This window comes from Actinomycetota bacterium (assembly GCA_036280995.1).
In the GTDB taxonomy this organism is placed as follows: Bacteria; Actinomycetota; CALGFH01; order CALGFH01; family CALGFH01; genus CALGFH01.
Map to the genome: position 1 here is coordinate 1 of DASUPQ010000789.1, position 13,865 is coordinate 13,865.

The window sequence follows — 13,865 nt, forward strand, 5'->3', positions numbered from 1 at the left end:
CGGGCGGCTGCGCCGGCTGGGCAAACCGGTGGGGGCCGTGCTGGTCGTGGCCTTGTCGGTGGCGCTCATCTACCTGGCCGTGAACTCGCCCAGCGATGTCCTCATCGCGGTCGTCCTTGGCGTCACCGTCCCCTTGGTGGCGTTCCGTATGCTCACCCCCAACGAGGTGTTCCCGGTCACCTACCACCGGGGCAGCTCGGCCCATCTGGATGTCGGGGGCCGCCGCGGTCAGGCCATCCACCGGGCCCTGGAGGACCAGCTGGGTGTCCAGGTGGCCGAGATCAAGCCGTTCGGCCTGTCGGGGTCGGCCGGCTCGACCCCGCTGCGGGTCAAGGTCAAGGGCGACCCCGAGACCTGGCTGTTCGCCAAGCTCTATGCCGGCAGCCACCTGCGCTCGGACCGCTGGTACAAGCTGGGCCGGACCCTGCTGTATGGGCGGCTGGAGGATGAGAAGCCGTTCAATACCGTGCGTCGGCTGGTCCAGCAGGAGGACTACGCCCTGCGGCTGATGCATGGGGCTGGGGTGCGCAGCCCCGAGCCCTTTGGGATCGTCGAGATCACCCCTGAGCGGGAGTACCTGGTCGTGACCGAGTTCTTCAACGATGCCAAGGAGCTCGGCGACCTGGTCGAGGTCGACGAGGGGATCATCGACGACGGGCTGCGGATCATCCGCCGGTTGTGGGATGCCGGGCTGGCCCATCGCGATATCAAGCCGGCCAACCTGCTGGTCCGCGACGGCCGGGTCCACCTGATCGATGTGTTCTTCGCCGAGGTCCGGCCCTCGCCGTGGCGGCAGGCGGTCGATCTGGCCAACATGTTGTTGGTCTTGGCGACCCGGTCCAGCCCCGAGCAGGTCTACCGGCGGGCCCGGCTGGTGTTCAACGATGATGAGATCGCCGAGGCCTTCGCCGCCACCCGGGGCTTCACCATGCCCTCCCAGCTGCGCCGGTGGATGCGGGAGCAGGGCCGCGACCTGCACGCCGAGTTCCTCCAGCTGCTGCCCGAGCGCCCCGAACCCATCTCGACCCAGCATTGGAGCATCCGCCGAGTCGGCCTCCTGACCGCGGTGCTTGGCGGTGGACTGCTGGTCCTCCTGATGGTGGTCAGCAATCTTCAGGCGGCGGAGCTGCTGTGAGGCGCCGGCTGGTTGTGGCGGCGGCCTGCCTGCTGCTGGTCGGCTGCGCTCGACCGGTCGTCTCTGAATTCACGCAGGCCCGTCAGCCATTCTGCGAGGCCGGCGGTGAATCGGGCACCCCGTTCCTGGTCCTGATGGCCCAGGCGGTGCCGTCGGCCAGCCAGCTGCCCTGCGTCGAGGTGCTCCCAGCCGGCTGGGGCGTCAGCAACACCTTCGTCCGCGACGGGCGGGCCAGGTTCGCGCTGGACTCGGACCGGGTCGGCATGCGCGCGGTCCAGGTGGTGCTTGAGCGCACCTGCCAGTTCGAGGGGGGCACGGTCACCCGAGTGCCCTCTGACGAGCCTGGGATGCGGCGCTTTGAACGGATCGGCGAGGTTCGGCCCGGGGTCGGCTTCACTGGTACCCGCTTCTACCTCTTCAAGGGCGGCTGTGTCACCTACCGATTCCAGTTCAAGACCGAGGAACGGGCCGGCCCGATCGGTGAGGTCACCCTCGCACTCAGCTTCATCAGCCGAGACACGCTACGTGACCTCATCCGGGAAACGACCGACGGCCGCGCCCAACTCGACCACCCCGCCCAAGCAGGCAACCGATGACAACGGTGCGGCGCCGGCCCGCGTGGCCGTTCGAACCGGCTGCCGCCTTCGCCTGGAAGGAGGAGTCATGTCACGGCTGGACGACACCGCGGTCGCCGAGGGCCTGCAGCACCTGCCCGGCTGGGAGCGGCGTGGCAACCAGATCGTCAAGACCTTCACGCGCCAGGACTTCGCCCACCTGATGGTGTTCGTCAACGAGGTCGCCGCAGCCGCCGAGGTGGCCGGCCACCACCCGGACATCGACATCCGCTGGAACAAGGTCACCTTGGCCCTCTCCAGCCACGCTGAGGGTGGCCTGACCGACCGCGACTTCCAGCTCGCGGCCCGCATTCAGGAACTCGACCAACCCGCTCAGCCCACCTGACCGACCGGCGGCCTGGCGATAGGGCCGCGCTGTCGAGCAGGCCTGGTGCCGGAGGCGTCCTGCTCCCGCTCTGGTGAGCGCTTGACGCGTTCCGGGAGGGCAACTACGTTCCTATCATCAATGAGCATTGTTGATACGAAGGTAGGTGAGGGCCGGTGGCCGAGCCCGCGCCGACCCCGCGCACCGAGACCGGCACGGCCCCGGCGATCTCGCTCACCGGAGTGACCCGTGTGTTCGGGTCCCAGCCGGCGATCGTCGGGATCCGCCTGGTGGTCGGGCGCGGCGAGGTCGTGCTGCTGCGGGGCGCCAACGGTGCCGGCAAGAGCACGCTGCTTCGGGTGCTGGCGACCGCCCTGTCACCCACCTACGGGGGCGGGGCCGTGCTCGGCTTCGACCTGGTCAGCGAGCGCGACGAGATCCGCCGCCGCACCGAGCTGCTCACCCATCGCACGCGGTTGTACGAGGAGCTGACCGCCGCGGAGAACCTACGGTTCACCTGCGTCCTGCACGGGATCGACCCGGGCCTGGCGCCCGCGGCGCTGGAGCGGGTCGGCCTCGCCGGGACAGCCGACGAGCGGGTGGGCGGCTTCTCCCAGGGCATGCGCCAGCGGCTGGCCATCGCACGGACGATGCTTCGCCAGGCCGAGCTGCTGCTGCTCGACGAGCCCTACGCCGGCCTCGACGGCCACGCCAGGGAGATCGTCGACGAGGCCGTCCTGGCGGCGCGCGACACCGGGCGCACGGTGGTGCTGGCCACCCACGAGGCCACCCGCGCGGACCTTGCCAGCAGGACGGTGCTGATCGAAGCGGGGCGGCTGCACCCCAACCCGGTCCCGCCAGCGCGGTCGGCGGTACCACGGTGAGGTCGCTGCGCCTGGCAGCGGCGGTGACCGCCAAGGACCTGCGCATCGAGCTTCGTGGCCGTCACGCCGCCGGTCTGGCCCTGCCGTTCGCGGCCACGCTGCTGCTCGCCTTCGGGCTTGCGCTCGGGCCCGGGCGGACGCTGCTCGAGGCCGCCGCGCCCGGGTTGCTGTGGCTGGCGCTGTTGTTCGGCTCGACCCTGCTGGCCCGCCGGGCCTATGAGGCCGAGGCCGAGGACGGTGCCCTGGAGGGGCTGGTGCTGGCGCCGGTGGACAAGGCCTCGGTGTTTGCCGGCAAGGCGGCCGCGATGGCCGTGGAGCTGCTGGTCCTGGAGGGGTCGGTGCTGGTGATGGTGGCCGTGCTGTTCGGGCTGCCGCTGGGCCGGGGCGTCGCGGTGATCGTCGCTGCCCTGGCGCTGGGCACGGTCGGGCTTGCCGCGGTCGGCAGCCTCTTCGGCGTGCTCGCGGTGGTCCCGCGGGCCCGCGAGGCGGCGCTGCCCCTGCTGGTCATGCCGCTGGCCACGCCCGTGCTGGTCGCGGGGGTCAAGGCGACCGAGCTGGCCGTTGCCGGGCGCGGCGGCGAGGCTGGCTCCTGGCTCGGCTTGCTGGTCGCGTTCGACCTGGTGTTCCTGGCTGCGGGCACGTTGGTCTTCGAATACCTCGTCGAGGAGTAGCCGGACCCTTGACACGCCGCCAGGGGCGGTGCCAGAGTCCCCTAATACTAGTTTCCATTGGTATTAGGAGCTTCGGGATCCCGAGGTGGTGACCCATGGCCGGGACCACTGACCCCACCGGCGCGGCGCCAGAGCCTGCGCCGTCCCCCGAGCCGGCGGACGCGACACGTGGGCGCCCCCGGCGCTGGGCCGTGGCGCTGGGCCGCCTGCTGTTGCTGCTCATGGCGGCGGGCGTCCTGTTCGAGCTCTCGGGGTCGTCATCGGCCCGGGAGCAACCGCAGGCGGCCCGCGGCGATCAACCGGTGCAGACGCAGGCGACGCGGCTCGTCGACCAGGGTCGCCAGATCTTCCGCTTCGACACCTTCGGCGACGAGCAGTTCTGGGGCGACAGCCTGAAGCTCCATCGGGCGGTCGCCGGGGCCGCGAACGGCGGCGTCGGGCCCGGCCTGAGCCCAAGGGCGGCGCTCGGGGTCGGGCTGAAGGTCGACGTCGACGCCCTGCCTCCCGAGCTGCAGCAGGCCCTCCAGCGGGGCGAGGTCGACCTGGACGACCCTGCGGTCACGCTGGCGCTGCTCAAGCTGCGGGCGGTGGTCGGCGTCACCGGGTTCTTCGACTCGAGCGGCGGCCTGCGCTCGATGGGCATCCAGTGCGCCCTGTGCCACTCCACCGTCGACGACTCGTTCGCGCCGGGCATCGGTCACCGGCTGGACGGCTACGCCGCCCGCGACCTGAATGTCGGCGCGATCGTCTCCCTGGCGCCCGACCTGCGGCCGGTCGCCCGCCTCCTCGGCACCGACGTGGCCACCGTCAAGAAGGTGCTGGCCGCGTGGGGGCCGGGCAAGTTCGACGCCGAGCTGTTCCTGGACGGCAAGGGGTTCCGGCCCGACGGCAAGACCGCCGCCACCCTGATCCCACCCGCCTACGGCCTGGCCGGGGTGAACCTACACACCTACACCGGCTGGGGCTCGGTCCCGTACTGGAACGCCTTCGTGGCAAATCTCGAGATGCACGGTCAGGGCGTCTTCTACGACCCGCGCCTCGACAACGCCGAGCAGTTCCCGGTGGCGGCCAGGAACCGGTCCGGGCACGTCACCAACTCACCCGACCTGATCACGCCCAAGCTGGCCGCGCTCCACTTCTACCAGCTCGCCCTGGCTGCGCCGAAGCCACCCGATGGCTCCTTCGACCCGGCCGCCGCCGCCCGCGGGGCAAGGCTGTTCCGCGGCAAGGCGGAGTGCGCCACCTGCCACGTGCCGCCGTTGTTCACCGAGCCCGGCTGGAACCTGCACACCCCCGGCGAGATCGGCATCGACCGCTTCCAGGCCGACCGCTCGCCCACCCACCGGTATCGCACGACGCCGTTGAAGGGGCTGTGGGCGCACCAGAAGGGCGGCTTCTACCACGACGGTCGTTTCGCCACCCTCGGGCAGGTGGTCGACCACTACGACCGCTTCTTCGAGCTCGGCCTCACCCCCAGGGAGAAGCAGGACCTGGCCCAGTACCTGAAGTCGCTGTAGGCAGGCCTGCCTGCCCGGAGGTCGCCATGAAGCGCAGCGAACAGATGATGGCCAGGCTCACCGGCCGGCGCGGGGAGCGGGCCTTGGCGGGCGCGGCCCTGGCCGGGCTCGCCGCCAGCGCCGGGCTGTCGCTGCTGGTGGCGCCGCCCGACGCCGTCCAGGGCGAGGTGCAGCGGCTGATGTACGTGCACGTCCCGGCCGCCTGGCTGGCCTACCTGTCGTTCACTTCTGTGTTCGCGGCCAGCGTCGCCTACCTGGTGACGTCGCGGACGCGCTGGGACCGCCTGGCCGCCGCCTCGGCCGAGGTCGGGGTGCTGTTCTGTGCCCTCACGATCGTGCTGGGGGCGTTGTGGGGCCGGCCGGTGTGGGGCACCTGGTGGACCTGGGACCCGCGCCTGACCACCACCGCGGTCCTGCTGCTGATCTACCTGGGCTATCTCGCCCTGCGGCAGATGGCCGACAGCCCCGGCCGCCGGGCCCGCTGGTCGGCGGTGCTGGGGGTGGTCGGGTTCGTGGACGTGCCGATCGTCCACATGTCGGTGGTGTGGTGGCGCTCGCTGCACCAGGCGCCCACCGTGCTACGGCCTGGCGCCCCGACGATCGCCGGCAGCATGCTCGCCGCGCTCCTGGTCGCCGTGGCCGCCTTCACCCTGGCCTGGGCCTACCTGATCACCGTGCGGCTGCGGGTCGGCCGGCTCGAGGAGCGCGCCGCGACCCAGGCGCTGTCGGCGCGGACCGGCGGCCGGCCGTCGGATGGGCAGCTCCCGTCGGTCGTGGGCGTGCGGGGAAGGGCGGGGTCGGATGCCTGACCTCGGATACGTGGCCGCCGGGTACCTGGCGACCGCCGCGACCCTCGGCGGCTACCTGCTGCGGCTGCACGGCCGGGCCCGGCGGGCCCGGCGCCGCACCGCTGCCTTGACCGGTCGGCCGGCGCGCCGGTGAGGGGAAGGCCGGGGGCCGTGCGACGGGGCAGGACGCTGGTCGCAGTGGTGCTGCTCGCGGCCGGGCTTGGCTGGGTCACCGCCAGAGGCCTGTCCGGCAGCCTGGTCTACTACCAGACCCCGCGCGACCTGGCCGCCGGCCGGCCGGCGGCCGGCGAGCGGCTGCGGCTCGGCGGCTATGTCCTGCCCGGCTCGGTGGAGCGCGCCGGCTCCTCGGTCCGCTTCGTGGTCACCGACGGCGCCGCGCACACCAGCGTGGTCAACACCGGCGGCGTGCCCTCCCTGTTCCAGGCCGGCCAGGGCGTGGTGGTGGAGGGCGTCCTCGGCGGCGACGGCGCGTTCCACGCCGACACGGTCCTGGTCAAGCACTCCAACGAGTACCGGCCCCCGGCCCCCGGCGAGGTGCCTGGCCCGGCGTATCTGGAAACGGGCGGCTAGGTGGACCGGCTGGGCCGCTACGCCCTGCTGCTGGCGCTGGCCCTCGCCGCCTGGGGCCTGCTGGCCGCGGTCGTCGGGCTGCGCCGGCAGCGGCCGCTGGCGGTCGAGAGCGCCCGCACCACCGCCTTCGCGCTGCTGGCGGTGGTCGCCGCCGCCAACGGGGCGATGCTGGCGGCGCTGCTCTCCGACGACTTCACGCTCCGCTACGTCGCCCAGAACTCCAGCCGCGCGACCCCCACCTTCTTCAAGGTGCTGGCCCTGTGGTCGGCCGACGACGGCTCGCTGCTGCTGTGGAACCTGGTGCTGGCCGGCTACCTGGCGGCGGTCGCCTTCCGGTTCCGCCGATACCGGCCCGAGGCGCTGCCGGGGGCGCTCGCGGTCATGTACGCGGTGGCGGTGTTCTACCTGCTCCTGGTCTCGGGCCCGTCGGAGCCCTTCGCCACCCTGGCGGCACCGCCCGACGGTCGCGGACCGACGCCGCTGCTGCAGAACCACCCGCTGATGGCGGTGCACCCGCCGTTCCTCTACCTCGGCTTCGTCGGCTTGACCGTGCCGTTCGCCTTCGCCATCGCCGGGCTGGTCAGCGACGGCCTGTCCGACCGCTGGGTCGCCCTCACCCGGCGCTGGACCCTGGCGGTGTGGTGCTTCCTGACGGTCGGCCTGCTGCTCGGGGCGCTGTGGTCCTACTCGGTGCTCGGCTGGGGCGGGTACTGGGCCTGGGACCCGGTGGAGAACGCCGCCCTGCTGCCGTGGCTGGTCGCCACCGCGTTGCTGCATTCGGTGATGCTGCAGGAGCGGCGCGGCATGCTCGCGGTGTGGAACCTGAGCCTGGCGGTGGGCGCGTTCGCCCTCGCCACCTTCGGCACCTTCCTGACCCGAGGCAACGTGCTGCTGTCGGTGCACACCTTCGCCACATCGTCGGTCGGCCCGATGTACCTGGGTTTCCTGGTGCTGGTGCTGGCCGGAGGATTCGGGCTCATCGCCACGCGGGCCTGGCGGCTCCGCGCCCCTGGTCGGATCGACGCCGTGCTGTCGCGCGAGGCCAGCTTCGTCGGCAACAACCTGCTGCTGCTCACGCTCACCTTCGTGGTGCTGCTGGGCACGGTGTTCCCCCTGGCGGTGGAGGCCACCTCGGGCCGGCAGGTGACCGTGGGCGGCCCCTACTTCCGCCGCACGACCGTGCCGCTGCTGCTCCTGCTCCTGTTCCTGGCCGGCGTCGGCCCGCTGCTGCCCTGGCGGAGTGGGTCGGCCGGGCGGCTCACGCGGCGCCTGCGGCTGCCCCTGGGGGCCAGCGCGGCGCTGGTGCTGGTGCTGGCCGTGGGCGGGCTCCGCAACCCCGCCGCGGTTGCCGCCTTCGGTCTGGCCACCTTCGTCGGGGTCGCCAACCTCGCCGAGATCGGCGCCGGCCTGCGCGTCGCCGTCCGGACCGGCAGCCGCCGCCGGCCGGCGGCGGCGCTGGGGGCGCTGCTGCGCGGCCGCCGCCGCTATGGCGGCCTGCTGGTCCATGTCGGCCTGGCGCTGGCGGCGCTCGCCATCACCGCCTCCTCGACCCTGGCCCGCCAGACCGACCTGACGCTGTCCCGCGGCGCCAGCGCCGGCTTCGCCGGCTACACCCTCCGCTACGAGGGCATGCGGACGCTGCGCCAGCCGCAGCGGACCGTGCTGGTCACCGACGTCGGCGTGGCCAAGGACGGCCGCGACCTGGGCCGTATGAGCCCCTCGCTGAACCTCTACCCGTCCGCCTCCGAGCCGATCGGCACCCCCTCGATCCGCACCAGCCCGCTGCGCGACCTCTACGCGTCGGTGGTCGGCGTCGAACAGGAGGGGGAGCGGGCCACCTTCCGGTTCTTCCTGAACCCGGGCGTGACCTGGCTGTGGGTCGGCGGCGCCGTGATGGTGCTCGGCGGTCTGCTGGCGGTCTGGCCGACCCGTCGGCCTCCGGCGGCGCCGCGGCCAGCCGTCCCGTCGGCCCGACGCCGAGAGCCCGCCGTGGTGGATCGAGGATGACCGGCGGCGCTCGGACCGAGGCGGCGCCCGCCAGCGCCACCGGCCAGGATCGGCCCAGGCGGGCGCTGCTGCTTGCCGCGGTCGTGGCCGCGGTGGCCCTCGCCGCCTGGCTGCTGTCGGCCGGCCTCCAGCGGGACCCGACCGCCATCCGCTCGCCCCTGCTGGGGCGGCCCGCCCCGGACTTCGCCCTGCGCACGCTCGACGGGGACCGCACGGTGCGCCTCGGCGACCTGCGAGGTCGGGTCGTGGTGGTGAACTTCTGGGCCTCCTGGTGCGCCGAGTGCCGGGTCGAGCACCCGGCCCTGAGCGCGGCCTGGAACCGCTTCCGCGACGCCGGGGTGGTGCTCGTCGGAATCGACTTCCAGGACGACCACCCCAGCGCGCTCGCCTACCTGGCCGGGACGGGCACCGGCTGGCCGGTCGTGGCCGACCCGGGCTCGCGGACGGCCCTGGCCTACGGCGTCTACGGCATCCCCGAAACCTTCGTCATCGGCCCGGACGGGCGGGTGACCGCCAAGCACGTCGGCCCGGTGACCTACGACCAGCTCGTGCGGGAGATCACCCGCGTGCTTCCCGGGGGCTCCGGGCGGCAACCGGGCAGGCCCGCCGCGGGGTCACGATAGGCATGGCCGACCAGGCGGCAGCGTCCCGGCCGGCTCGGGCCTGGGCTCGTCCGGCCGTCGGCCTTGCCGTGGTGCTGCTGGTGGCGCTCGGTGCCCTGGCCGCGGTCGCCGCCCGCGGCCCGGCACCGGCCTCCACGCCGGCCGAACGGGTCCATGCGATCGCCACCGGGCTCCGCTGCCCGGTGTGCCGCGACCTGTCCGTGGCCGACTCGCCCGCCCCGCTCGCCCAGCAGATGCGCAACCAGATCGCCGAGGGACTGGCGGCCGGCAAGAGCCCGGAGGCGATCCGCCGGGAGTTCGTGGCCGCCTACGGAGAGTCGGTCCTGCTCGTGCCGGCCCGCCGCGGCGTCGGCCTGGTCGCCTGGGTGGCGCCGGCCCTGCTGCTGGCCGGCGGCGTGCTGGCCGCCGTGCTGGCCGTGCGCCGATGGCGGGCCCGCGGAGCCGCCCCAGCCGCGTCGTCGCCCTCCGCACCGGGCACGTCCCGCGCCGACAAGGTGCTGCTGGAACGGGCGCTGGCGCGCTTCGAGGACCCGCCGTGACCCCGCTCACGCTGCTGGGCGCGGTCGGGCTCACCGCCATCGCCGCCGTCGCGGTGCTGTGGCCCTACCAGCGGGGCTCGGCGGCGGCGCTCCAGCGGCTCGCCGACCCACTGGAGGACGAGCGCCGCCGAGCCCTCCGCCATCTGCGCGACCTCGACGAGGACCGGGGGGCAGGCAAGCTCGACGAGGCTGGCTACCGCGACGCCCGCGCCGCGGCGGAGGCCAGGGCGGTGGCGGTCCTGCGGGCGCTCGAGGCCCGGGAAGGGACCGGCGAGCTGGCCGGGAGCCTGCGCGAGGTTCGCCGGCCTGCGCCGTCAGGCGCGACCCGCCGTCCCGGCGGGCGGCCGCCAGGCCGGCGCTGGCCACGCCGGGCGGTGGCCGCGCTGGCCGGCGTGGTCGTGGTGGCCGGGGCGGCGGCGCTACTGGACGGCGCGGTCGGCGACCGTGGCACCGGCCAGTTGACCACCGGACAGGCGGCGACCGGAGACGCCCCGGGACGTCAGGACGCGGCGTCGCTCGAGGGCCTGGAGCGGCGCGTACGTGAGCACCCAGGCGACGTCGCCGCCCACCTCACCCTGGCCGAGCGCTACCTGGACGCCGGGCGGCTCAAGGAAGCCACGCTGGAGTACCTGGGCGCGTTGAAGCTCGACCCCAGCAACGTCGAGGCCAACACGCAGTTCGGCCTGCTGCTGTTCCGGTCCGGCCTGCCCGAGCCGGGGCTACGCTCGGTCGAGCAGGCCCTGGCCGCCGACCCACGCTACCCGGAGGCCCTGTACGCCAAGGGCCTCATCCTGTTCATGGGTCTACGCCAGCCCAAGGCCGCGGTACCGAGCCTTCGCACCTACCTCCAGGTGGCCCCGTTCGGGGACCACCGCGACCTGGCCGAGCAGCTCCTCGAGCTCGCCACGGCCACCCCCGGCGCCAGGCCGCCGGCTCGATCCCCGAATTCGACCGCCACCGCCGACCGGCCGGGGCCGTGACCTCATCCGGCCGCGGATCCGGCCAGCGCGTCTCAGCCCGACGGGGTGATCTGCACGCAGCAGGAGACGCCGGGTCGGCGCTGGACGGGCTCGACCGAAACGCCATCGGCGCCCAGCGGGGGCAGCAGCCCGGCAAGCAGGGCCCGGTTCATCTGGCAGATCAGCTCGCGATGGGAGTCGGCCAGCTCGTCGAACGGGCAGTTGCGCAGCTGCACCCGGTCGGCGTGATGCTCCGGCTCGTAGCCGAGCTGCCGTGCGGCCCACTCGGCGACGGCCAGCGGGGCGTCCGCGCGGGAGGCGCCCTGGTCGCGCAGGTCGCCACCCACCTCGCCTCCGATCCGCCCGGCCACGCGGCCGACCGCAGCCGAGCCGTCCTCGTCCGGCCGCTTCTCCTCGATCGCGGCCGCCAGGATTCGGCCCGCCAGCGAGTAGTGGGTAGCCGGCAGCGAGACCGCGAAGTGCCTGGCCCCCACCTGGTAGAGCTTGGCCGGCCGCCCCGCGCCTCGCCCGGTGCGGCCGGACAACCGCCGGTACTCCACCTCGAGCAGGCCGGCCTCGGCCATGCGGTCGAGATGGAACGAGGCCAGGCTGCGGGAGATGTTGGCCGCCCTGGCCGCCTCGTCTCGGCCCACCGCCCTGCCCGACGACCGCAGATAGGTGTAGAGACGCCAGCGGACGGGGTCGACCAGCAGCGAGATCGCGGTGAGCTCTTCGGCGTTGTCCATGACGGTGCTTCCCCCCGCTGGCCCGACCGGTGGGCGCTCGGCAGATGAGTGCCCGGCCGGACAGCGCGCTCAGGGGTACGGCGGCGACTCGTCCAGCCTCACCCGAGTGCGCTGACCCGATCCTGGTGGACGCCCAACGGTACCAGGGGCTGACCGCTCCTCGTGGGAGACGGCGATGCCATGACCGCTGCCCGCCTTCTAAAACTAATCGACCTTGACATTCAGGGAAGGTGATCTCTATAGTCAACGAATTCTATTGATAGAGAAGAGGAGGAGCCCGGGCATGACGGCGCCAGGCCACTGCCCGGCCGACCAGGACCCGACCGGCGGCGCCCGCCCCAAGCTGTACCTCGTCCTCGGGCTGTCGAAGCCGGGGCGGGTGGTCGAGCCGTTCACCCGCCGCCTCAAGCTCCGGAACGGCTGACCACGCCGGGGAGATCATGCCAACCACACCCACCTTCGCCATCGTCGGGGCCGGCCTGGCCGGCGCCAAGGCGGCCGAGGCCCTGCGCGCCGAGGGCTTCGACGGCCGTCTGGTCCTGCTCGGCGAGGAGGCCGAGCGGCCCTATGACCGCCCGCCACTGTCCAAGACGTACCTGCGCGGCGAGGCCGACCGGGACTCGCTCTACCTCCACGACGCGTGCTTCTACGCCGCTCACAACATCGAGCTGTACACCTCGGCCCGGGTCCGCTCCATCGATCCGCCCGGCCGCCGGCTCCAGCTCGCCTCCGGCGAGCGCATCAGCTACCAGCGGCTGCTGCTGGCCACGGGCGCCGCACCGCGCCGCCTGCGCCGCCCCGGAGCCGACCTCGACGGCATCTACCACCTCCGCAACCGGCGCGACGCCGACCGTCTCGTCGCGGCCGTGGGACAGGCCGCGCGCGTTGTCGTGGTCGGGACCGGCTGGATCGGCTGTGAGGTCGCCGCCTCGGTACGCCAGCTCGGCCGGGACGTCACCCTTGTCGGCCCGGAGGCGGTGCCGCTGGCTCGGGTGCTCGGCCCCGAGATCGGGTGCTTCTACCGCGACCTCCATGCCGAGCAGGGCGTCCGGCTCGCGCTCGGGACGGACATTGACGCCTTCCGGGGCGACGGCCGTGTCGAAGCCGTCGTCACCAGCGACGGGAGGACGCTCCCCTGCGATCTGGTGCTGGTCGGCATCGGTGCCATCCCGCGGACCGAGCTGGCCGAGGCGGCCGGGATCGCCGGCGGGGCCGGCGTGCTGGTCGACGAGTGGCTGGAGACCATCGCGCCCGGCGTCTACGCCGCCGGCGACGTCGCTGCCGCCTGGCACCCCCTCCTCAGGACCCGCCTCCGTGTCGACCACTGGGCCACCGCACTGCACCAGGGGTCGGTTGCGGCCCGTGCCATGCTCGGCCTCCCCACCCGCTACGAGCGGCTCCCTTCCTTCTTCTCCGACCAGTACGACGTCAGCATGGAGTACTCGGGGCTGGCCACCGCGAGCGACCGCGTGGTGGTTCGGGGTGATGCGGCGACGCGCCAATTCGTCGCCTTCTGGGTGCGCCATCAGCATGTGGTCGCCGGCATGAACGTCAATGTCCGAGACGTCGCCGAGCCCATCCAGGCGCTGATCCGCAGCGGACGTGACGTGGACCTGGGCCGGCTGGTGGACCCCGACACCCCGATCAAGGAACTCGCCGACGATGATCGCTAGCCCGGAGCACGGCCCACTGCTGTACCGCGACCCACGCCGCACTGATCCAGGCCGCCCTGGCGATTCACGTCGAACAAGCAGGTGTTCGGCCGATCGTGGGTGGCGGCACGGCTCGGCTCAGCCCCTGATCAGGTCGGCGAGCACGGCGGCCTGGCTGATCTCGGCATGCCTGGTCGCGGTGAGCAGCGTCAGCGTCCCGCTCCTGGCCAGCTTCCGCAGGTGCTCGAGTGCTGGGGCGTGCTCGGCGTCCTTGAGTTCCTCGCGGTAACGGCGGCGGAACTCTTCGAACCGTTCGGGGTCGTGGCTGTACCACTTGCGCAGCTGTGTCGACGGGGCGACCTGCTTGCTCCACTGGTCGAGGCGGGCCTGGTCCTTGGTCAGCCCTCGCGGCCAGACGCGGTCGACCAGCACCCGGGTCCCGTCGTCTGGCTCCGGCTCATCGTAGACCCGGCGCACCCGTACCTCCGGCTTCCCGCCCATGGCCTGCCTCCTCACGCATGCCTGTGACTTCTTCGGCCGGCTGGATGGTCGCCAGTCGATGTTCACTGGCATGGCATCTGGGTTCGCTCATGCGGTCCCATAGCGAGCGGAGACCCGGAGTGTCAAGGATCTCTTCCGAGGAAGCAGTCAGGCCGCGCGGAGTTTCCTCGGGGAGGGTTGTCGTATCGGGCGGACTGCCGATCGTCTTTCTGGTAGGAGGTCGGCCGACCCGGGTTACCTGGAGAGGTCGCCGAGCACCGTGCCGCCTTCGCGCCCCTGCACGAGGAACGTCTCATCGAGGAGGAAGGTCAGA

General features: G+C 73.0%; 17 protein-coding genes. 15 read left to right on the plus strand and 2 right to left on the minus strand.

Annotation, left to right across the window (positions count from 1 at the left end; translation table 11 throughout):
• The 13 genes from VF468_26300 to VF468_26360 all read left to right on the plus strand — a co-directional run.
• A partial coding sequence (locus VF468_26300; protein ID HEX5881799.1) for an RIO1 family regulatory kinase/ATPase occupies positions 1-1,135 on the plus strand: 1,135 nt, incomplete at its 5' end.
• Complete coding sequence (locus tag VF468_26305; GenBank protein HEX5881800.1) at positions 1,132-1,731, plus strand: hypothetical protein; 600 nt, start codon at positions 1,132-1,134, stop codon at positions 1,729-1,731. The genes VF468_26300 and VF468_26305, both read left to right, overlap by 4 nt.
• Positions 1,732-1,798: 67 nt before the next feature.
• Positions 1,799-2,095 (plus strand): 4a-hydroxytetrahydrobiopterin dehydratase, encoded by a 297-nt coding sequence (locus VF468_26310; GenBank protein HEX5881801.1) that lies wholly within the window; start codon positions 1,799-1,801, stop codon positions 2,093-2,095.
• Positions 2,096-2,250: 155 nt separating this feature from the next.
• Positions 2,251-2,958: an ABC transporter ATP-binding protein gene (locus VF468_26315; GenBank protein ID HEX5881802.1), complete on the plus strand. Its 708-nt coding sequence runs from the start codon at positions 2,251-2,253 to the stop codon at positions 2,956-2,958.
• 23 nt (positions 2,959-2,981) lie between these two features.
• Positions 2,982-3,629, plus strand: a complete 648-nt coding sequence (locus VF468_26320; protein ID HEX5881803.1) for a heme exporter protein CcmB — start codon at positions 2,982-2,984, stop codon at positions 3,627-3,629.
• Positions 3,630-3,724: 95 nt separating this feature from the next.
• Entirely contained in the window at positions 3,725-5,146 is a 1,422-nt protein-coding gene (locus tag VF468_26325) for a hypothetical protein (protein ID HEX5881804.1), read from the plus strand.
• A 26-nt stretch (positions 5,147-5,172) separates the two neighbouring features.
• Positions 5,173-5,955, plus strand: coding sequence for a cytochrome c biogenesis protein CcsA (ccsA, locus tag VF468_26330; GenBank protein ID HEX5881805.1), 783 nt, complete (start codon positions 5,173-5,175; stop codon positions 5,953-5,955).
• Positions 5,948-6,088, plus strand: a complete 141-nt coding sequence (locus VF468_26335) for a hypothetical protein (protein ID HEX5881806.1) — start codon at positions 5,948-5,950, stop codon at positions 6,086-6,088. The genes ccsA and VF468_26335 overlap by 8 nt, the downstream gene beginning before the upstream one ends.
• Before the next feature lie 17 nt (positions 6,089-6,105).
• Positions 6,106-6,525, plus strand: a complete 420-nt coding sequence (locus VF468_26340) for a cytochrome c maturation protein CcmE (protein HEX5881807.1) — start codon at positions 6,106-6,108, stop codon at positions 6,523-6,525.
• Positions 6,526-8,532, plus strand: coding sequence for a cytochrome c-type biogenesis CcmF C-terminal domain-containing protein (locus VF468_26345; protein ID HEX5881808.1), 2,007 nt, complete (start codon positions 6,526-6,528; stop codon positions 8,530-8,532).
• Positions 8,529-9,155 carry a TlpA disulfide reductase family protein gene (locus tag VF468_26350; protein HEX5881809.1) on the plus strand — a complete coding sequence of 209 codons (627 nt, stop codon included), beginning with the start codon at positions 8,529-8,531 and terminating at the stop codon, positions 9,153-9,155. The genes VF468_26345 and VF468_26350 overlap by 4 nt, the downstream gene beginning before the upstream one ends.
• A 2-nt stretch (positions 9,156-9,157) precedes the next feature.
• Positions 9,158-9,694 carry a cytochrome c-type biogenesis protein gene (locus VF468_26355; GenBank protein ID HEX5881810.1) on the plus strand — a complete coding sequence of 179 codons (537 nt, stop codon included), beginning with the start codon at positions 9,158-9,160 and terminating at the stop codon, positions 9,692-9,694.
• A complete protein-coding gene (locus tag VF468_26360) occupies positions 9,691-10,674 on the plus strand; it encodes a tetratricopeptide repeat protein (protein HEX5881811.1) in 984 nt (327 codons plus the stop codon). The genes VF468_26355 and VF468_26360 overlap by 4 nt, the downstream gene beginning before the upstream one ends.
• A 32-nt stretch (positions 10,675-10,706) precedes the next feature.
• On the opposite strand, the gene VF468_26365 is transcribed toward VF468_26360, so the two are convergent.
• The gene (locus VF468_26365) at positions 10,707-11,399 is read right to left on the minus strand and encodes a helix-turn-helix domain-containing protein (protein ID HEX5881812.1); all 693 of its coding nucleotides are present in this window, start codon (positions 11,397-11,399) and stop codon (positions 10,707-10,709) included.
• 283 nt (positions 11,400-11,682) lie between these two features.
• Here VF468_26365 and VF468_26370 point away from each other — a divergent pair, with 283 nt between their 5' ends.
• Both VF468_26370 and VF468_26375 read left to right on the plus strand, forming a co-directional pair.
• Entirely contained in the window at positions 11,683-11,823 is a 141-nt protein-coding gene (locus VF468_26370; GenBank protein HEX5881813.1) for a hypothetical protein, read from the plus strand.
• A 16-nt stretch (positions 11,824-11,839) separates the two neighbouring features.
• A complete protein-coding gene (locus tag VF468_26375) occupies positions 11,840-13,072 on the plus strand; it encodes an FAD-dependent oxidoreductase (GenBank protein ID HEX5881814.1) in 1,233 nt (410 codons plus the stop codon).
• A 117-nt stretch (positions 13,073-13,189) separates the two neighbouring features.
• Here VF468_26375 and VF468_26380 read toward each other — a convergent pair whose 3' ends face one another.
• Positions 13,190-13,552: a DUF488 family protein gene (locus tag VF468_26380; GenBank protein ID HEX5881815.1), complete on the minus strand. Its 363-nt coding sequence runs from the start codon at positions 13,550-13,552 to the stop codon at positions 13,190-13,192.
• Positions 13,553-13,865: the final 313 nt, after the last annotated feature.

Excerpts from the sequence above, each read along its gene's own strand:
- VF468_26310 (HEX5881801.1), top strand. The coding sequence starts at position 1,799 with ATGTCACGGCTGGACGACACCGCGGTCGCCGAGGGCCTGCAGCACCTG.
- VF468_26325 (HEX5881804.1), top strand. The coding sequence starts at position 3,725 with ATGGCCGGGACCACTGACCCCACCGGCGCGGCGCCAGAGCCTGCGCCG.
- ccsA (HEX5881805.1), top strand. The coding sequence starts at position 5,173 with ATGAAGCGCAGCGAACAGATGATGGCCAGGCTCACCGGCCGGCGCGGG.
- VF468_26335 (HEX5881806.1), top strand. The coding sequence starts at position 5,948 with ATGCCTGACCTCGGATACGTGGCCGCCGGGTACCTGGCGACCGCCGCG.
- VF468_26350 (HEX5881809.1), top strand. The coding sequence starts at position 8,529 with ATGACCGGCGGCGCTCGGACCGAGGCGGCGCCCGCCAGCGCCACCGGC.
- VF468_26355 (HEX5881810.1), top strand. The coding sequence starts at position 9,158 with ATGGCCGACCAGGCGGCAGCGTCCCGGCCGGCTCGGGCCTGGGCTCGT.
- VF468_26365 (HEX5881812.1), bottom strand. The coding sequence starts at position 11,399 with ATGGACAACGCCGAAGAGCTCACCGCGATCTCGCTGCTGGTCGACCCC.
- VF468_26370 (HEX5881813.1), top strand. The coding sequence starts at position 11,683 with ATGACGGCGCCAGGCCACTGCCCGGCCGACCAGGACCCGACCGGCGGC.
- VF468_26375 (HEX5881814.1), top strand. The coding sequence starts at position 11,840 with ATGCCAACCACACCCACCTTCGCCATCGTCGGGGCCGGCCTGGCCGGC.
- VF468_26380 (HEX5881815.1), bottom strand. The coding sequence starts at position 13,552 with ATGGGCGGGAAGCCGGAGGTACGGGTGCGCCGGGTCTACGATGAGCCG.